This is a genomic window from Ruegeria sp. K11, from assembly GCF_056531905.1.
Genome location: NZ_JBQFMP010000006.1, coordinates 1 through 15,561, shown reverse-complemented (window position 1 = coordinate 15,561; position 15,561 = coordinate 1). Strand labels below are relative to the sequence as shown.

17 protein-coding genes and 1 tRNA gene are annotated in these 15,561 nt (G+C 59.9%); 8 read left to right on the top strand and 10 right to left on the bottom strand.

Annotation, left to right across the window (positions count from 1 at the left end; all coding sequences use genetic code 11):
- Nucleotides 1-16 precede the first annotated feature (16 nt).
- Nucleotides 17-868: a class I SAM-dependent methyltransferase gene (locus ACR0K4_RS10735; protein WP_480853944.1), complete on the top strand. Its 852-nt coding sequence runs from the start codon at nucleotides 17-19 to the stop codon at nucleotides 866-868.
- 1 nt (nucleotide 869) lies between these two features.
- Here ACR0K4_RS10735 and ACR0K4_RS10730 read toward each other — a convergent pair.
- From ACR0K4_RS10730 to ACR0K4_RS10710, 5 genes are all read right to left on the bottom strand, one after another.
- Nucleotides 870-943 (bottom strand) — tRNA-Gly (locus ACR0K4_RS10730).
- Between the two features lie 66 nt (nucleotides 944-1,009).
- Entirely contained in the window at nucleotides 1,010-1,837 is an 828-nt protein-coding gene (locus tag ACR0K4_RS10725; RefSeq protein WP_480853943.1) for a polyphosphate kinase 2 family protein, read from the bottom strand.
- Between the two features lie 127 nt (nucleotides 1,838-1,964).
- Nucleotides 1,965-3,029: a methyltetrahydrofolate cobalamin methyltransferase gene (locus tag ACR0K4_RS10720; protein ID WP_480853942.1), complete on the bottom strand. Its 1,065-nt coding sequence runs from the start codon at nucleotides 3,027-3,029 to the stop codon at nucleotides 1,965-1,967.
- A gap of 9 nt (nucleotides 3,030-3,038) precedes the next feature.
- Entirely contained in the window at nucleotides 3,039-3,965 is a 927-nt protein-coding gene (locus ACR0K4_RS10715; RefSeq protein WP_480854191.1) for a methylenetetrahydrofolate reductase, read from the bottom strand.
- 26 nt (nucleotides 3,966-3,991) lie between these two features.
- Nucleotides 3,992-4,288, bottom strand: a complete 297-nt coding sequence (locus ACR0K4_RS10710) for a virulence factor (protein WP_480853941.1) — start codon at nucleotides 4,286-4,288, stop codon at nucleotides 3,992-3,994.
- 241 nt (nucleotides 4,289-4,529) lie between these two features.
- Between ACR0K4_RS10710 and ACR0K4_RS10705 the strand changes: the two genes are divergently transcribed.
- Together ACR0K4_RS10705 and ACR0K4_RS10700 are read left to right on the top strand one after the other, a co-directional pair.
- Nucleotides 4,530-5,642: a Ppx/GppA phosphatase family protein gene (locus ACR0K4_RS10705; protein ID WP_480853939.1), complete on the top strand. Its 1,113-nt coding sequence runs from the start codon at nucleotides 4,530-4,532 to the stop codon at nucleotides 5,640-5,642.
- Nucleotides 5,642-6,358, top strand: coding sequence for an RlmE family RNA methyltransferase (locus ACR0K4_RS10700; RefSeq protein ID WP_480853938.1), 717 nt, complete (start codon nucleotides 5,642-5,644; stop codon nucleotides 6,356-6,358). The genes ACR0K4_RS10705 and ACR0K4_RS10700 overlap by 1 nt, the downstream gene beginning before the upstream one ends.
- A 2-nt stretch (nucleotides 6,359-6,360) precedes the next feature.
- Here the strand turns inward: ACR0K4_RS10700 and ACR0K4_RS10695 are convergent, their stop codons facing one another.
- Entirely contained in the window at nucleotides 6,361-6,555 is a 195-nt protein-coding gene (locus ACR0K4_RS10695) for a hypothetical protein (RefSeq protein ID WP_480853937.1), read from the bottom strand.
- A gap of 95 nt (nucleotides 6,556-6,650) precedes the next feature.
- A complete protein-coding gene (locus ACR0K4_RS10690; RefSeq protein WP_480853936.1) occupies nucleotides 6,651-7,511 on the bottom strand; it encodes a YihY/virulence factor BrkB family protein in 861 nt (286 codons plus the stop codon).
- 144 nt (nucleotides 7,512-7,655) lie between these two features.
- On the opposite strand from ACR0K4_RS10690, the gene ACR0K4_RS10685 reads away from it, so the two are divergent.
- Entirely contained in the window at nucleotides 7,656-8,729 is a 1,074-nt protein-coding gene (locus tag ACR0K4_RS10685; protein ID WP_480853935.1) for an AI-2E family transporter, read from the top strand.
- Nucleotides 8,730-8,821: 92 nt separating this feature from the next.
- Nucleotides 8,822-10,234 (top strand): cardiolipin synthase, encoded by a 1,413-nt coding sequence (gene cls, locus ACR0K4_RS10680; protein ID WP_480853934.1) that lies wholly within the window; start codon nucleotides 8,822-8,824, stop codon nucleotides 10,232-10,234.
- On the opposite strand, the gene ACR0K4_RS10675 is transcribed toward cls, so the two are convergent.
- On the bottom strand, nucleotides 10,231-10,665 hold the full coding sequence (locus ACR0K4_RS10675) for an ion channel (RefSeq protein ID WP_480520569.1): 435 nt from the start codon (nucleotides 10,663-10,665) through the stop codon (nucleotides 10,231-10,233). The genes cls and ACR0K4_RS10675 overlap by 4 nt on opposite strands.
- Before the next feature lie 182 nt (nucleotides 10,666-10,847).
- Between ACR0K4_RS10675 and ACR0K4_RS10670 the strand changes: the two genes are divergently transcribed.
- Genes ACR0K4_RS10670 through ACR0K4_RS10660 form a run of 3 tightly spaced genes read left to right on the top strand, consistent with a single transcriptional unit; the run spans nucleotide 10,848 to nucleotide 14,930 of the window.
- Nucleotides 10,848-11,495: an ABC transporter ATP-binding protein gene (locus tag ACR0K4_RS10670; protein WP_480853933.1), complete on the top strand. Its 648-nt coding sequence runs from the start codon at nucleotides 10,848-10,850 to the stop codon at nucleotides 11,493-11,495.
- Nucleotides 11,492-13,906: an ABC transporter permease gene (locus ACR0K4_RS10665; RefSeq protein WP_480853932.1), complete on the top strand. Its 2,415-nt coding sequence runs from the start codon at nucleotides 11,492-11,494 to the stop codon at nucleotides 13,904-13,906. The genes ACR0K4_RS10670 and ACR0K4_RS10665 overlap by 4 nt, the downstream gene beginning before the upstream one ends.
- On the top strand, nucleotides 13,896-14,930 hold the full coding sequence (locus ACR0K4_RS10660) for a lipocalin-like domain-containing protein (RefSeq protein WP_480853931.1): 1,035 nt from the start codon (nucleotides 13,896-13,898) through the stop codon (nucleotides 14,928-14,930). Before ACR0K4_RS10665 ends, ACR0K4_RS10660 begins: the two co-directional genes overlap by 11 nt.
- A gap of 6 nt (nucleotides 14,931-14,936) precedes the next feature.
- Here ACR0K4_RS10660 and ACR0K4_RS10655 read toward each other — a convergent pair whose 3' ends face one another.
- Nucleotides 14,937-15,368 carry a universal stress protein gene (locus ACR0K4_RS10655; RefSeq protein ID WP_480520576.1) on the bottom strand — a complete coding sequence of 144 codons (432 nt, stop codon included), beginning with the start codon at nucleotides 15,366-15,368 and terminating at the stop codon, nucleotides 14,937-14,939.
- A partial coding sequence (locus ACR0K4_RS10650; protein ID WP_480853930.1) for a DUF3394 domain-containing protein occupies nucleotides 15,365-15,561 on the bottom strand: 197 nt, incomplete at its 5' end. The genes ACR0K4_RS10650 and ACR0K4_RS10655, both read right to left, overlap by 4 nt.

The window sequence follows — 15,561 nt, the reverse complement described above, 5'->3', positions numbered from 1 at the left end:
CCCCATAGGAGGCGACATGGCCAACGCAGAACAGGCAGAACTCTGGAGCACGTCACCTTCGGCAGCGAAATGGCTGACCTATGAGGATGAAATGGATGCCTTGCTGGCCCCGGTCCTGACCCTTGTTCTGGATCGGGCTGGTCTGAGCCCCGGCCAGCGTGTTCTGGATATCGGCTGCGGCACAGGGGCAAGCTGCGTCGCTGCAGCGCAACGGGTCGGGCCTGATGGGCATGTTCTGGCAGCTGATTTTTCACAGCAATTTCTGGACCGGGCGAAACAGCGCGCCATCAATGCAGGGTTGTCGAATGTCGCGTTTCAATTTGCCGATGCGCAGACATTTCCCTTTGGCGAAGGGTCCCAAGACGCCCTTATCTCACGCTTCGGTGTTATGTTCTTCGACGACCCCGTTGCGGCCTTTGCCAACATGGCCCTCACCTTGAAACCCGGCGGTCAGATGACCACTGCCGCATGGGGCCCGCTGGATGACAACCCGTGGTTCAAACTGCCCCATATCGAGGCGACGAAACGGTTGGGTTCCTTGCCCAAATTTGATCGCAACGCACCAGGACCGCTTGCCTTTCACGACCGGGACCGGGTCAGCGGAATTCTCTCACAGGCAGGTCTGACCGACATTCAGGCAGACGCTGTGCCGCTGTTCCTGAAAGTGGCAGGTACATTGCAGGACTGTGCGGCCTTGTGCACCCGCATCGGCCCCGCCGCGCGTCTGATCACGCATTTCAAGGCGACGCCCGAAGATATTGCGATCATCCGAGAGGCCGTCGCAAAGGTCTTCCAACCTTTTGAGCGTGCCGACGGCGTGCATATTCCGGCGGTCATCAACCTGTTTCAGGCACGGCGTTCAAAATGATTGGAGCGGGTAGCGGGAATCGAACCCGCGCGTTCAGCTTGGGAAGCTGACAGGCTACCATTACATCATACCCGCCGCGCGCGCTTGGATAGCATTGCGCGCCAACAGTCCGCAAGCGCCTTTCGGCGCTGGAGATCTGGATTATTCCGTACGGGCGCGAAGGGTGTCGATCAGAGATTGTTCAACATCCAGTGCCTCGCAAGCCGCGTCCAGCGTTCGCTTGTCCAGATGCTGCGGGTTTAGGTCGATATCTTTCGAGAACGCATCGACAATCGCACGCATCGCGGTGATCCGGGCGTATTTTTTGTTGTTGGCCGGGATCACGTGCCAAGGCGCGGTCTCGGTAGAGGTGCGGGCCAGCATCTCTTCCACCGCCACCTGCGCCTCGTCCCAGCGTTCCCGGTTGCGGAAATCCTCGTAGGTCAACTTCCATCTCTTAATCGGATTGCGCAGACGTTCCGTAAACCGCGCCATCTGTTCATCCGGCGAAATATGGAAGAACAATTTGACGATCCGTGTGCCGTCATCGACCAGCATCCGCTCGAAATCGTTGATCTCTCGATAGGCCGCGCGCCAGCGATGTTCGGGTGTGAACTTCTCCAGCCGTTCGACCATGACCCGACCATACCAACTGCGGTCAAAGGCCGAGATCGCGCCATCTGGGGGCAGTCTCTCCCAAAACCGCAACAGGTAATGGCGGTTCAGATAGTAATTGCGCGGCGCACCGATCGGCCAGACCTTGAAACTGCGGGGGTCCAACGCCTGACTGATCCGCCGGATCGTGCCGCCCTTGCCCGCAGCGTCCCAGCCTTCGAAAACCAGTACTCCCTTAGACCCATGAAACAGGAAGGCCTGCTGAATCAGGGCGAGTTGCGCCTGCAGGTCAACAAGATTCTCGAAATATTCCTTTTTCCCCAGCCGCTTACTTAGGTCGGCATCTGTCAGTTTTGGTGGGTGATGCTTGATCATGCAAATCCCGTTTCTCTGCAGTAAAGGACCTTCAGTGTCGCAAACCCTCTCCCGCAGGACATTGATCCGCATCAAACGCAAAAAGCCGGGCGCTGGCCCGGCTTTTCGATGCCCTAGGAAAGATGGATCAAGCGCGGCGGCGACGGCCACCACCCCGGCGACCACGGGCCCCGTCGCTTTCCGCACCCGCTTCGGAGGGCGGTTTGTTGAAGCGGATCCATTCACCGCCATGCGGGTCGTTATTGGTCAGCAGATTGGCGGCGCGGATGGCCTCCATTTCCTTGCCTGCACGCGGCAGGGTCGAGCCCAGACCGAAAATCTGGCAGAAGGTTTCGTCATCCATATCCGCAGGCAGGATGATGCCTTTTGCTTCGATCTCGGCCTTCTTCTCGGCCAGCTTCTTGGGACCAACCGGCAGCGCGACCGGGTTCATGATCGCCGACGTCATACCAGCCCCCATCGCCATCGGCAGGAAGGCGTTGTTGATGCCATGGCGGTTCGGCAACCCGAACGACACGTTGGACGCGCCGCATGTGGTGTTCACACCCAGTTCCTCGCGCAGGCGACGGACCAGAGCAAACACCTGCTGGCCCGCTGTTGCCATCGCGCCGATGGGCATGACCAACGGATCAACAACGATGTCATGCGCTGGAATGCCATAGTCGGCCGCACGCTCAACAATGGTCCTTGCAACGGCAAAGCGCACATCGGGGTCTTCGGAAATCCCGGTGTCGTCATTCGAGATCGCAACAACCGGAACATTGTACTTCTTGACCAGCGGCAGAACCAGTTCCAGACGCTCTTCTTCGCCAGTGACCGAGTTCAACAGCGGACGACCTTCCGCCGCTTCAAGACCAGCTTCAAGCGCACCGGGCACCGAACTGTCGATGCACAGCGGCACATCGACCAGACCCTGCACCAGCTCGACGATCTTGGTCATCAGCGGCGGTTCGGTCTCGTTCGGGTTGGGGTTCGAGTTATAGACAACGCCCGCGTTGATATCCAGAACAGTTGCGCCTGCAGCAACCTGCGCGATGGCGTCTTTCTCGACAGTCGAGAAATCGCCTGCTTCCAGCTCAGCCGCCAGTTTCTTGCGGCCTGTAGGGTTGATCCGTTCACCGATCACGCAGAACGGTTCGTCAAAGCCCAGAACGGCAGTTTTTGTTTTTGATTCGACGACTGTACGGGTCATGTCCGTTCCTTAGGAGTTTGCAGGCTTTGCCGAAGCGCCGCCGTTGTTGATGGCCCAGGTGGCGTTGGATTTGATACCGCCAAGTGGGAAGAAATGCACGTTGGTGATGTTGAAGTCCGGGTTGGCCGCCTTGTGGTTGGCCAGTTCGGTCAGAACATCGGTCGGCTCATAAGGCAGCAACAGCTTGGACACGTCCATCGCACGTTTCTGCAGTACCTTCAGCGACGGGCCAACACCACAGGCGATGGCGAACTTGATCAGCGTCTGCAGCTTGGCCGGACCCGCGATACCGATGTGGATTGGCAGATCGATGCCCGCTTCTTTCAGGCTGTCGGCCCAGGCGATGATCGGCTTGGCGTCGAAGGCAAACTGCGTCGCCAGCGCCATTTCAGCGTCGGTGGTTTCGCTGAATTTCTGCTTCCAGCGCAGGGCGTCTTCGACATTCCTGGTCGAACCGTCAGGATCGATGTCCTTGTTGCCTTCGGGGTGACCAGCGACATGCAGACGCTTGAAGCCCGCCTTGTCGAACAGACCGGTTTCCATCAGCTGCATCGAGCTGTCAAATGCGCCATGGGGCGTTGCGACACCACCGGCCAGCAGCAGCGCCTGCTCGACGCCGGCTTCGCCCTGATACATGGAAATCCAGTTCTCAAGCGTAGCTGCATCCTTGATGATCCGCGCCGGGAAATGCGGCATGACCGGATAGCCCTCGGCCGCGATCCGCTTGGCGGTCTTGACCATATCCTCGATGGGCGTGCCCTCGATATGGGCGATGTAAACGCGGGTGCCTTCAGGCAGTAGCGCGCGGAAGTCTTCGACTTTCTCGGCAGTGCGCGGCATCACCTCGATCGAATAGCCCTGCAAGAAGGCTTCGACAGTCGGGTTTACCGGGCCATTTTCAACTGCATCACGTTTCTTGAAGTTCAGCAAAGCCATCGCGGCCTCCCATAAAGATTTCGGGCTCATGCCCAACCGTCATTTGCGATCAGCGCCTTCACGCGGTCCTGATCGTATTCCGTTTCCAACCGCACCGCCTGCGCCTCGGCGATCTCGGCCGGGTCGCCTTCAACTTCGAACGGGGCGGCTTTGCGCCATTCGGCCAGGTAGGCATCACTGTCCTTGGCGTTCACCTTCATGGCAGCCCGGTCGATCGCTTGCTCGAACCGTTCCTCCAACTGCCGCTTGGCACCGCGGCGGCCTTTGCCGACGATGACTTGGGCTGGAATGTCGCGCCAGTATACGATGGTGACGTTAGGCATCGCCTATGATTCCTCCTAACCAGATGGGCCGGTTCTAAACATCTATATGGGCAGGGGTCGGTCGGTTTTCGACACAAGGCGTATTTCAAACGACCTTTTTGCCTACGATGGAATACCAGCCTTGTAACGAACTATGGGCCAAAGCCGCATATCAAAATTCTCATCACTTTAATGAGCGTCTTGCGCGATTCAGGTGCGCGACCTATGGTCGGGGTAACTCGAAAATCGGAGGGCGTGGAAGATGGCGCCCAAGCGTCCCAAAGGTGCGGGCGCGTTCCCGAAGGCGGTCGAAAGCCCCGCGCCGGAAAGACCCGATCCAGATGCGTTATATGCGGCGCTGGATCTGGGAACAAATAGCTGCCGCATGTTGATCGCCCAGCCCAACGGCAGCGGGTTCCATGTGGTCGACAGTTTCTCGAAATCCGTGCAACTGGGCGCGGGGCTCGAGCGGACCGGACGCTTGTCCCGGTCTTCCATGGCGCGTACCGTTCAGGCGCTGCGGATCTGTCAGCAAAAGCTGAAGCGTAACCGGGTCAGGCGGATGCGCCTGATCGCGACCGAGGCATGCCGTCGCGCCAGGAACTCGCGCGATTTCATCCGGCAGGTGAAACGCGAGACCGGCCTGACGCTCGAGATCATCCAGCCCGAGGAAGAGGCGCGCCTGGCCGTTATCTCTTGCGCGCCGCTGGTGTCCACCAAGACCGAGCAATTGCTGGTCGTCGATATCGGGGGCGGCTCGACCGAACTGGTCTGGATCGACATCTCATCCGTGCCGCGCCGGGATCGCCCGGCGGCGATCATGCGGCTGCATAACGGGTTTCACACCGCTGACAGCCCCTTCCCCGCCGCTAAAGTGGTGGATTGGATCAGCGTGCCGCTGGGCGTGGCAACCCTGCGCGATCAGTTCAACGATGTTGAGGACGACTCTGCCCGCTTTGCGCTTATGAGCTGGTTTTTCGAAGAAAACCTTGCCGATTTCGCACCGTACAAAGACGAACAGGCGCGCGAAGGGTTCCAGATCGTGGGTACCAGCGGCACGGTCACCACCGTAGCGGCCTCGCATCTGGGGTTGAAGCGCTACGACCGCACCAAGGTGGATGGGCTGCGCATGACCAGCGATCAGATTGACAAAGTCATACGCGGCTATCTAGAACTCGGCCCTCAGGGTCGGCGCCGCGATCCCCGGATCGGGGATGACCGGCAGGCCCTGATCATGTCCGGCTCGGCGATATTGCAGGCGCTTCTCAGATGCTGGCCCACCGATCGCCTTTCCGTGGCGGACCGGGGGCTGCGCGAAGGTCTGCTTTATGCGCAGATGAGTGCGGACGGTGTATTGGAAGACGGACCGTTCTGATGGCGAAGACACCAAGTGGCAAAAGCAATTCGGGCCGCGGACAGCGCGACCTGAAGGTCAAGGTGAAGACCGCGCGTGGGCGCAAGCTCAGCTCGACCCGCTGGCTTGAGCGGCAGCTGAACGACCCCTATGTGAAGCGCGCCCAAGCGGATGGCTATCGCGGACGTGCGGCATACAAGATCTTGGAACTGGATGATAAATTTCGGTTTCTGGTGCCGGGCGCCCGCGTTGTTGACCTGGGCTGTGCCCCCGGTGGGTGGCTGCAGGTGGCAGTTCAACGCGTGAACGCTCTGGGCGAGAAAAGCGGCAAGCGGATCGGCACCGTTCTGGGCGTCGACTTGCAAGAAGTGGAACCGGTCGCGGGCTCTACAGCCCATGTGCTGGATTTCATGGAGGATGACGCGGATCTGAAGGTCAAAGACTGGCTGGGGGGCAAAGCAGATGTGGTGATGTCCGACATGGCCGCCGCGTCCTCGGGGCACAAACAGACGGACCATTTGCGGATCATGGCCCTGTGTGAAACAGCCGCCTATTTCGCGTTCGATGTTCTGGAGGAAGGCGGGACATTTGTCGCCAAGGTGCTGGCTGGCGGAGCCGAAGGGGACCTGCAGAAGCTTCTGAAACAGAAGTTCAACAAAGTGGCGAACGTCAAACCCCCTGCATCCCGGTCCGACAGTTCCGAGAAATTTGTCGTGGCCACCGGCTTTCGCGGCTAGCCTTATTTCAAATCGATCTTGTTGCCCGACAGGCGCTGCTCGCGCAGCGATGAGGCTGCGATTCCCTGCAGCATCAGCGCCTGACCATGGCTGATATCCGAGGGCGCACGGTCACGCAGCTCGGCAATGCGTTGATCCAGGGTGGTTTTTCCCGTTTGGGTCGCGGGCTGAACGTTGGTGGCCGGGCGTTCTGACATATCTCACCTTTTGGCAATGGCTGTGCTTTTACAGCGAAGCTATCGGTGAAATGGGTCGGGACTGGGGCGCAAATCTGCCAGTTCGATGCCGAAGCTCAAAGCGCGACTTGAGGAGATTGAAGGTCGATCAGCGCTCCGTTGTATTCGGCACCAAGGATCAGCATGGCCGAGCACAGGTACAAAAAGATCAGTGCCGCCATGGCCCCCGCCAACCCGGCATACGTGGCGCTGTAGGTGGCAAACTGGGCGATATAGATCGAAAACCCCCACCCTCCGGCCGCCCATAACGCCAGCGTCAGCACGACGCCGGGAAGGATTTGCGTCAGACGGTGACGCCGCGTGGGCAGGATCAGATGTGCCAGCAGCACGGTGCCAGCGGGAACCGCCACGGTGAACGTCCATCGCAGCCTGTCCACGGAAAACCAGCCATCTACATCCACGGCTGTCTTTTCCGAGACCAGACGTGTATAGACCGGCAAAACCACCTCGATCGCGGCAATCGCAAGGATTGCGCCGCCGCCCATGATCACCAACACGATACACAACAGACGCGTCTTCCAGAATGGCCAGCTGTCCTTGTCATGATAGGCCTGGGTCATGGCCTTACGGACGGCGCCCACGCCGTTCGACGCGAAATAGATCGCCAGCAGACCGCCCAGCGTGATCACACCCGAGCCAGCGCCCGCCAGAACCGCGCGCAACTCGGCGATGATCGGCTCCGCCACGTCCTGAGGCCAGGCCCCAAAGATCAGTTCAATCAGCTCGTCGGTGACATAGCCTTGCGACAGTGCGCCTGCGAGGGCGACGGTGAACAGCACAAAGGGAAAAAGCGCCATCATCAGGGACATCGCGACATGGCTGCTCATGACAAAGCCGTTCTTGTCGTTAAAGCGGCCCAGAGCCATCCAGAGCGCGCGGAGATACAGTCCGGGTGAGGGAATCGAAACTTGTGTCATATTCAAATCTTAGCTTGCCTTTCACCGAGGCAGAAGCCGCCACGTGGTAAATTCCCGGGTTAAGCAACTGTGCGCATTGCATAAAGCACCCAGCCTGTGCAGGATCACAGGGCGCACCTGCCCGTCTCAACCCAAGGCCCGCTTATGAGCCCTGAACAACCCGACCGCCTGATCCGTCCCCGCATGTCCCTTGCCGTTCTGCGCGACGTGACGATCATCGCGACCCTTGGCGTGTTGGGATTATATGCCGGTGCAAGCTTTCTGATTCCAATCACCATGGCGTTGCTGATCAACGTGCTGATTATCGCGCTTAGTGATCGGGTTATTGCCCTGACCCGTGCTCCGGTGTGGTTGGCCAATATCGCTGGTGTGACAGTAGTTTTGGCCGGTTTGTTCATGATCATGTATATTCTGGGCAGTCAGGCCACCCAATTCGCGCGATCAATCAACACCTATGAGACGCAGTTTGACGACGCGGTGAACCGCATTGCCGGACTGGTCGGCAACGATGTGACCCGGTTCATCCGGGACAATCTGGTCAGTATCGACATGTCCTACGTGGCCCGCCTTCTGCTGGGCAGCGCGACGTCGCTGCTGAACCAGTTCTTCCTGATCAGCCTGTATGTGGCATTTCTGATGGCCGAACGACTGGCCTTTCGCAAAAAGCTGCAACTTGCGGCAGGCAACCCAAAGCTGGGGGCTGATCTGGCTTCGGTGCTTGACGCAATCTCGCTCAGCCTGCAGCGCTATGTGGGGGTCAAAACTCTGATCAGCCTGATCACCGCCGGGATCAGCTATGCCGTCTTCAGGGCGCTGGGTCTGGAATATGCCGAAACTTGGGCCGTTCTAACCTTTGCGCTGAACTTCATTCCGTCCATCGGGTCGATCATCGCGGTCTGTTTCCCGGCGCTGATTGCATTGGTGCAGTTTGAAACCATCGGTCCGTTTCTGATCATTGTTCTGGGATGCGGCACGCTGCAGTTCCTGATCGGTAACTTTGTGGACCCGGCGATGTTGGGTAGATCCCTGAACATGTCGACCTTTCTGGTCATTCTGGCGTTGACCTTCTGGACAACCGTCTGGGGCCTGATCGGCGCATTCCTGAGCGTGCCTCTGACCGTCTGCCTGCTGATCATCTTCAGCCACATCCCGGCGCTGCGGCCAGTTGCCATTCTGATGTCACTGGACGGACGATTGGCCGATGGTGATCAGACCTAGGCGCGATCAAAATGTGGAGTAGGATCATCGATATGGCAAATTATGGGGGGCACTGAAACTTTGACCCGCTTCACCCGAACTGGAGCACGCTGATGTGGACTCTGCTGGTTTCTGTTTTTGTCTTTCTTCTGGCCTGCGTCGCTGTCGTGTTTTCCGTGCGCGCGGCGCAGACGGCAAGGACGCCGCAGGGGGCGGTCGGATGGGTGGTATTTCTGCTGTCCGCGCCGATGCTGGGCGTTCCGCTTTACCTGTTCCTGGGCCATCACCGGTTTCGCGGATATCGCATTGCACGGCAGGAAAGCGAACGTGTGGTCGAAGGGATCAAAACCTTTGCCGATTTCTCGAAACCCGACCCGGAGTCCATGCGCATCAACCCGCGCCCGTTCGAGGCGCTGGCCCATCTACCGGTATCCCGGGGCAATGGTGCCAAGCTTCTGATCGACGGAGAAGCCACGTTTGAAGCGATCTTCGAGGCTATCGACGCTGCCAGAACCTATGTTCTGATCCAATTCTATATTGTCCGCGACGACGCGCTGGGCCGCGAACTGCAGCAAAAACTGATCGCTGCGGTCAAGCGCGGCGTACATGTGCGGTTCATGACCGATGCGGTCGGCAGCTATGGTCTGGCCTCAAGCTATCTGGAAACATTGCGTGCCGCAGGCGTCGATGTTGCGGACCCGCGCCAGCAGCGCGGGCCGAACTTCCGGTTTCAGCTGAATTATCGCAACCACCGCAAGACAGTCATCGTTGATGGCGAAACCGGGTTCATCGGCGGGCATAACGTAGGTGTCGAATACCTGGGCCAAAGCTCGCGGTTCGGGCACTGGCGCGACACCCATCTGAAAATGACCGGTCACATCGTCCGCCAGCTGCAATTGATCTTTACCGAGGACTGGCACTGGGCCCGCAACGAGGACCTGATTGACCAGCTGGATTGGGCTGGTTCGGAATCCGAGCAGGATATGAACGCCCTGCTGGTTGCAACAGGTCCGGGCGATGACACGGAAACCGGCGCGATGATGTATTTCTCGGCCATCGCCGAAGCGAAAGACCGGTTATGGATCGCATCCCCCTATTTTGTGCCCGATATCGACATCATGACCGCCCTGCAACACGCGGCCCTGCGCGGTGTGGACGTGCGGATTCTGGTTCCTGACGTGATCGATCACCGGCTGCCCTGGCTGGCCGCCTTTGCCTATTTCGATGAGCTCCGCGACTGTGGCGGCCGCGTATTTCGCTATACGGACGGGTTCATGCATCAAAAGGTGTTTCTGGTCGATGACACACTGGCGGCCGTGGGCACAACCAACCTCGACAATCGCTCGTTCCGGTTGAATTTCGAGGCGATGGCCCTGTTTTTTGACGCGCGCGCCGCCGAAGCGACCGCCGAGATGCTGCGCGCCGATTTTGAAAAAAGTTATGAATTAAGACGCACGCTGCTCCAGCAACCGTTTCACATCCGCTTTGGCGCGCCTCTGGCACGGCTTACGGCACCGATCCTCTAATCCATCAGCTCTTTCTGAAAAACGCGCGTCATCAGGGCCACCATAAAAGCGGTCGACAGACCAAAGGCCAATAATCCCGTGACCGCAGCAAATGCACCGAAGATCCGCAGTTGTTCGCCCAGAACAATGTCGCCGTACCCCAGCGTGGTGAACGTCACCAGAGAGAAGTAAAGCGCCGTGTTCATGTCCGGCAACACATCGCTCAGCGTCCAGACGATCGCCCACAGCCAGACCTGAAATGTATGGATGGTCACAATAAAGACCAGCGCTACGCTGATCGGGCCTGCGGTCATCAGAATCCGACTCTTGGCCTCGAAGCGCGCGACCAGTTTGCGGATCACCAGTGTGCACCATGTCAGCAGAATGATCTCGGCCAGAAAGCAGATGCCCAGATAAAGGCTGCCCCAGATGATCTGCTGCGATAATGTCATCAATCCCGATCCCGCTGCGTGTTGTCCCGGCGCTCGGGTCACAATGACGGTTTCGTGAGGCCCGGACAACCCCGGCAGATGCGTAACGCGGCAGGCTGCGGCGAAAGGAACCTGTGCTCTGTCTGCTCTGGACACCGGCTTTCTACGCCGCACATTGTAAGGGGCAAAGGTTGGGACCACGGATGCTACTAAGCGTTGATCATATTCAGAAATCTTATCCCGGCGGACGGCCGGTCCTCAGCGACGTTTCACTGGCGCTGGAACAGGGGAAGACGCTTGCCCTGACCGGCGAAAGCGGCAGTGGCAAAAGCACGTTGCTGCATCTGGTCGCTGCTTTGGACGGCTTTGACGGTGGCGAGATCACGCTGGACGGCACACCGTTTTCAGCGCTGGACGACCCGGGCCGGGCGGCCCTGCGGCGCGAGACGTTGTCTTTGGTATTTCAGCAATTCAACCTGATCCCGTCACTGACCGTAGCGCATAACCTGTCGATCCACGCGCGGCTGGCCGGACGTCACGATCCCGACTGGATCAGCCATCTGGTGCAGCGGCTGGGCCTGTCCGACTTGCTGGAGCGGTTTCCCGAAAACCTGTCGGGTGGTCAACAACAACGCGTGGCCATCGGCCGGGCGATGGCAACCCGTCCCAAACTGTTGCTGGCAGATGAGCCGACCGGCAACCTGGATGAAACCGCCAGCGCGGTCGTGCTGGACCTGATGCTGTCACTGGTTGCCGATACCGGGGCCGCTTTGCTGCTGGTCACGCATTCCCCTGATATCGCCGCCCGGCTGGACAGTCGCGCCCATCTGACAGGTGGTCGGCTTCAATGACCGGTCCTGCAATTCAGGCGCTGTTGTCTCATTGGCGGGCGCATCCGCTGCAATTGGTCACTCTGCTCACGGGAATTGCGTTGGCGACATGCCTGTGGTCCGCCGTGCAGGCCATCAATGCCGAGGCGCGCGCCAGTTATGACCGGGCGTCGGCCCAGTTGGCGATCGGCCAGTTCGACGAGCTTCGCGACCCCGGCGGTCCTATTCCCTTATCCCGTTATGTCACGCTTCGGCGCGCAGGCTGGCAAGTGGCAGCTGTCCTTGAGGGCTCGATGCGAATCGGCGGCCGAACCGTTCGCCTGATGGGCGTCGACATGGTGACCTATCCGGCGCTGCCCGCCGTGACCGAGGCGGAACAGGGTGCAACACCGCCCGACCCGGCTGAGATGCTGACCGCACCGGGGCGTCTGCTCGCCCCGGCGGACCTGTTGCCGGTCTTGCGGAACGCGCCGGGGGTGCCCCCGGTGATCGCCAGCACCTCTCTGCCGCCTGATCTGGTGCTGACGGATATCGGGGTCGCAGAGCGCCTGCTAAACCAGAGTGGCCAGATCTCGCGGCTGATCGTGTTACCAGATCAGCCCAAGGCGATCCCGCCGCTTTCCGACATCGCGCCAGAGCTTGAGCATATCAGCCCCTCATCGCAAATGGACACGGCCCGACTGACCGACAGCTTTCACCTGAACCTGACCGCTTTTGGCCTGCTGTCCTTCGCCGTAGGCCTGTTCATCGTACACGGCACCGTCGGGCTGGCCTTTGCCCAAAGGCGGGGCGTGATCCGAACCCTAAGGGCGTTGGGATTGCCCATGCGGCGCCTCGTCTGGATTGTCTGCGCCGAGTTGCTTTTTCTGGCACTGGCCGGGGGCACCTTTGGTCTGGTGATGGGCTTTTTTCTGGCGGGTGCTTTGTTGCCTGACGTGGCGGCCACGCTGCGCGGATTGTACGGCGCACCAATCGACGGCCAGATGTCCTTGCGGCCCGACTGGGTTATGGCCGGGCTGGCCATGGCGGTTGCGGGCACACTGGCGGCAAGCAGCCAAGCCTTGCTGCGTCTGGCGCGAATGCCTTTGCTGGAAGGTCCCGGTTTGCAGGCGTGGAACGGAACGTCGCAATCCTGGCGTCTGGCCGGAGGCACGGGCCTGCTTCTGATCGCGTTGGGGATTTTGGCCCCTCTCGTCTCGGACGGTCTGATCGCTGGCTTTGCACTGCTTGCCGGACTGTTGACCGGTGCGGCGCTGTTGCTGCCCTATCTTCTGTCCCATGCGCTGCAATTTTTCGGACAAAAAGCGCGCGGCCCTGTGGCCCAGTGGGTTTGGGCGGACATGCGCGCGCAATTGCCGGGGCTGTCGCTGGCATTGATGGCCCTGTTGCTGGCGCTTGCGGCAAATATCGGTGTTGGCACCATGGTCTCGAGCTTCCGTCTGACCTTTGTCGGCTGGCTGGATCAGCGCCTGACATCCGAGCTGTACTTCACCGCACAGAACGACGCGCAGGGCGCGGACATCACCGCATGGCTGGAGCCTCAGGTCGATGCCGTTCTTCCCATCCGCAATGCCGAGCTGAGCCACCCGACCGGCCCGTTGTTTCTGTATGGTGTTGTTGATGATCCGACCTATCGCCAGTTCTGGCCGCTCATCGCCCGCAGCCCGAATGTCTGGGACCAGGTGATGCAGAACGGAGCCGTTCTGATCAACGAACAACTGGCGCGCCGCGCTGATCTGTGGCCCGGAGACCTGGTGTCCCTGACACCCCAACATACGTTGCGCATTGCCGGCGTGTATTCCGACTATGGAAATCCGACCGGACAGGCGATTGTGTCAATGCCGATGCTGGACAGGATCGCGCCCGGAACCACCGCGCGACGCTTTGGCATCCGTGTCGCCCCCGATCGTGCGGCAGAACTGGCCCAGAGCTTGCGGGACAGGTTCGAAATGCCCCCGTCATCCGTCATCCGGCAGGGCGCAATGAAAGCACAATCTTTGGCCATTTTCGAGAAAACCTTTGTGGTAACCTCGGCCCTGAACATTCTGACTTTGGGCGTGGCCGGGTTTGCGATTCTGACCAGCCTTCTGACCCTCTGGACCCAACGACTGCCACAAATCGCCCCGCTTTGGGCGCTGGGGCTAACACGCACGCAGCTGGCAAAGCTTGAACTATGGCGCAGCGTACTGTTGGCGGCGTTGACGGCCTGTTTCGCGCTGCCGCTGGGCTTGCTTTTGGCCTGGGTCTTGTTGGCCGTGATCAATGTGCAGGCCTTTGGCTGGCGTTTGCCCATGCACTTGTTCCCGTGGGATTGGCTGCGCCTGTTTGCGCTGACCCTTGTGGCCGCCGCAATTGCTGCCGCCCTGCCCGCCTGGCGTCTGCGCCAAATTCCACCTGCAAACTTGCTGAGGGTTTTTGCCAATGAACGTTAAGGCATTTCTGTTCTTCCTCCTTCTGCCCCTTGGCGCTTTGGCACAGGGCTATGCCGGGCTTGGTACCAAAGCCGAAGGGTTCGAGGTGCTGCAACCCGGTTACGCGTTCGATTTCCCGGCAGATCATGGCCCCCATCCGCGCTACCGCATCGAATGGTGGTACCTGACAGCCAATCTTGTGGGCGACGACGGGCGCGACTATGGCATCCAGTGGACTTTGTTCCGGTCGGCCCTGAAACCGGAAGAGGCCGAGGGCTGGCAGAGCCCGCAAATCTGGATGGGGCATGCTGCCGTCACCACCCCCCAGGGCCATTATTTCGCCGAACGCCTGTCGCGCGGCGGCACGGGACAAGCGGGTGTCACCGCACAGCCCTTTGAGGCCTGGATTGACGAATGGCACATGAGCGGTGCTGATATCGACACGCTCTCACTCACCGCAGGCGGTCCAGAATTCCGATATGATCTGACCCTACACGCCAGCGGGCCATTGGTGTTCCATGGCGACGGTGGCTATTCCGTCAAATCCGCCGATGGGCAAGCCAGCTATTACTACTCGCAACCCTCCTACACGGTTCAGGGCGTCCTACACTTGCCAGATAGAGATGTTGCAGTCACAGGCCACGGCTGGCTGGATCGCGAATGGTCCTCGCAACCTTTGGCCGAAGATCAAAGCGGCTGGGACTGGTTTTCACTCAGCTTCGATGACGGAGACAAACTGATGGCATTCCGCCTGCGCGGCGCGCGCGGGGATTTCACCGCTGCCACCTGGATTGATGCCGCCGGCGTCGCTACCGCCTTGCCCGATGGCTCGGTGGAATTCGAGTCACTGGAACAGGCCGACGTGGCGCAGCGGCGTGTACCGGTCCGATGGAAACTCCGACTGCCTGATCGAGGGATAGAGGTTGACGTCTCGGCCCTCACGCCAAATTCCTGGATGGGAACCCGGTTCGAATACTGGGAGGGACCTGTCATCGTCGAAGGCAGCCACACCGGTCGCGGATACCTGGAGATGACCGGCTACTGAGGGTTGTTATCGAACCACATAGACCGAAGCTGTCGAATGTCGGATAACCCGTGCAGCGTTCGGGCCCAGCAAATAATCCTTGAGGTCAGGTCGATGTGCACCGATGACGATCAGATCGCTGCCAGCTTCCTGTGCGGTGTGCAGGATTTGCTGATAGGCGCTGCCGGTGGCCACCACATGGCGAACCTTGGCATTGCGCGCCTCTCCCAGCGTCGCGGCGCAAAAGCTGATCAGCTTTTCGTGCGCGGCTTCCACGGCCCTTTCGTGGAATTCCGGCTTGAAGAAACCCGAGACCCAGCTTTCTCCAAAATCCGGTAGCACAGTCACCACATCCAGTTGCGCACCATCCAGTTCGGCCAATTGGGCTGCGCGTTGCAGCACGGTGGCGTCCAGATCATCATTGCTGATGTCCACGGCACAAAGGACGGATTTGCTCATGGTGTTACCTCTTGTTCAGTGGTGCGGGCTGCGCGGCCCCTTTGCAGGAAGGCGATGAGGCCCAGAAGGATGAGCGCGGGGATGAACGTCAGCTCTTTGGGCGGCTGGTTCTGGGGGGCCTGTACGGTGGTGATGCGGACCGGCTCGTCGGCGTAGTAGTCGAAGTTCGACAGCTCGTCCGAGACCGGGGTTC

What these genes read in the sequence shown, in the direction of transcription:
- cls (WP_480853934.1), top strand. Translation starts at nt 8,822, where the DNA reads ATGTGGACTCTGCTGGTTTCTGTTTTTGTCTTTCTTCTGGCCTGCGTC.
- ACR0K4_RS10685 (WP_480853935.1), top strand. Translation starts at nt 7,656, where the DNA reads ATGAGCCCTGAACAACCCGACCGCCTGATCCGTCCCCGCATGTCCCTT.
- ACR0K4_RS10670 (WP_480853933.1), top strand. Translation starts at nt 10,848, where the DNA reads ATGCTACTAAGCGTTGATCATATTCAGAAATCTTATCCCGGCGGACGG.
- ACR0K4_RS10695 (WP_480853937.1), bottom strand. Translation starts at nt 6,555, where the DNA reads ATGTCAGAACGCCCGGCCACCAACGTTCAGCCCGCGACCCAAACGGGA.
- ACR0K4_RS10665 (WP_480853932.1), top strand. Translation starts at nt 11,492, where the DNA reads ATGACCGGTCCTGCAATTCAGGCGCTGTTGTCTCATTGGCGGGCGCAT.
- ACR0K4_RS10735 (WP_480853944.1), top strand. Translation starts at nt 17, where the DNA reads ATGGCCAACGCAGAACAGGCAGAACTCTGGAGCACGTCACCTTCGGCA.
- ACR0K4_RS10715 (WP_480854191.1), bottom strand. Translation starts at nt 3,965, where the DNA reads ATGGCTTTGCTGAACTTCAAGAAACGTGATGCAGTTGAAAATGGCCCG.
- ACR0K4_RS10700 (WP_480853938.1), top strand. Translation starts at nt 5,642, where the DNA reads ATGGCGAAGACACCAAGTGGCAAAAGCAATTCGGGCCGCGGACAGCGC.
- ACR0K4_RS10725 (WP_480853943.1), bottom strand. Translation starts at nt 1,837, where the DNA reads ATGATCAAGCATCACCCACCAAAACTGACAGATGCCGACCTAAGTAAG.
- ACR0K4_RS10675 (WP_480520569.1), bottom strand. Translation starts at nt 10,665, where the DNA reads ATGACATTATCGCAGCAGATCATCTGGGGCAGCCTTTATCTGGGCATC.
- ACR0K4_RS10690 (WP_480853936.1), bottom strand. Translation starts at nt 7,511, where the DNA reads ATGACACAAGTTTCGATTCCCTCACCCGGACTGTATCTCCGCGCGCTC.
- ACR0K4_RS10655 (WP_480520576.1), bottom strand. Translation starts at nt 15,368, where the DNA reads ATGAGCAAATCCGTCCTTTGTGCCGTGGACATCAGCAATGATGATCTG.
- ACR0K4_RS10705 (WP_480853939.1), top strand. Translation starts at nt 4,530, where the DNA reads ATGGCGCCCAAGCGTCCCAAAGGTGCGGGCGCGTTCCCGAAGGCGGTC.
- ACR0K4_RS10660 (WP_480853931.1), top strand. Translation starts at nt 13,896, where the DNA reads ATGAACGTTAAGGCATTTCTGTTCTTCCTCCTTCTGCCCCTTGGCGCT.
- ACR0K4_RS10710 (WP_480853941.1), bottom strand. Translation starts at nt 4,288, where the DNA reads ATGCCTAACGTCACCATCGTATACTGGCGCGACATTCCAGCCCAAGTC.
- ACR0K4_RS10720 (WP_480853942.1), bottom strand. Translation starts at nt 3,029, where the DNA reads ATGACCCGTACAGTCGTCGAATCAAAAACAAAAACTGCCGTTCTGGGC.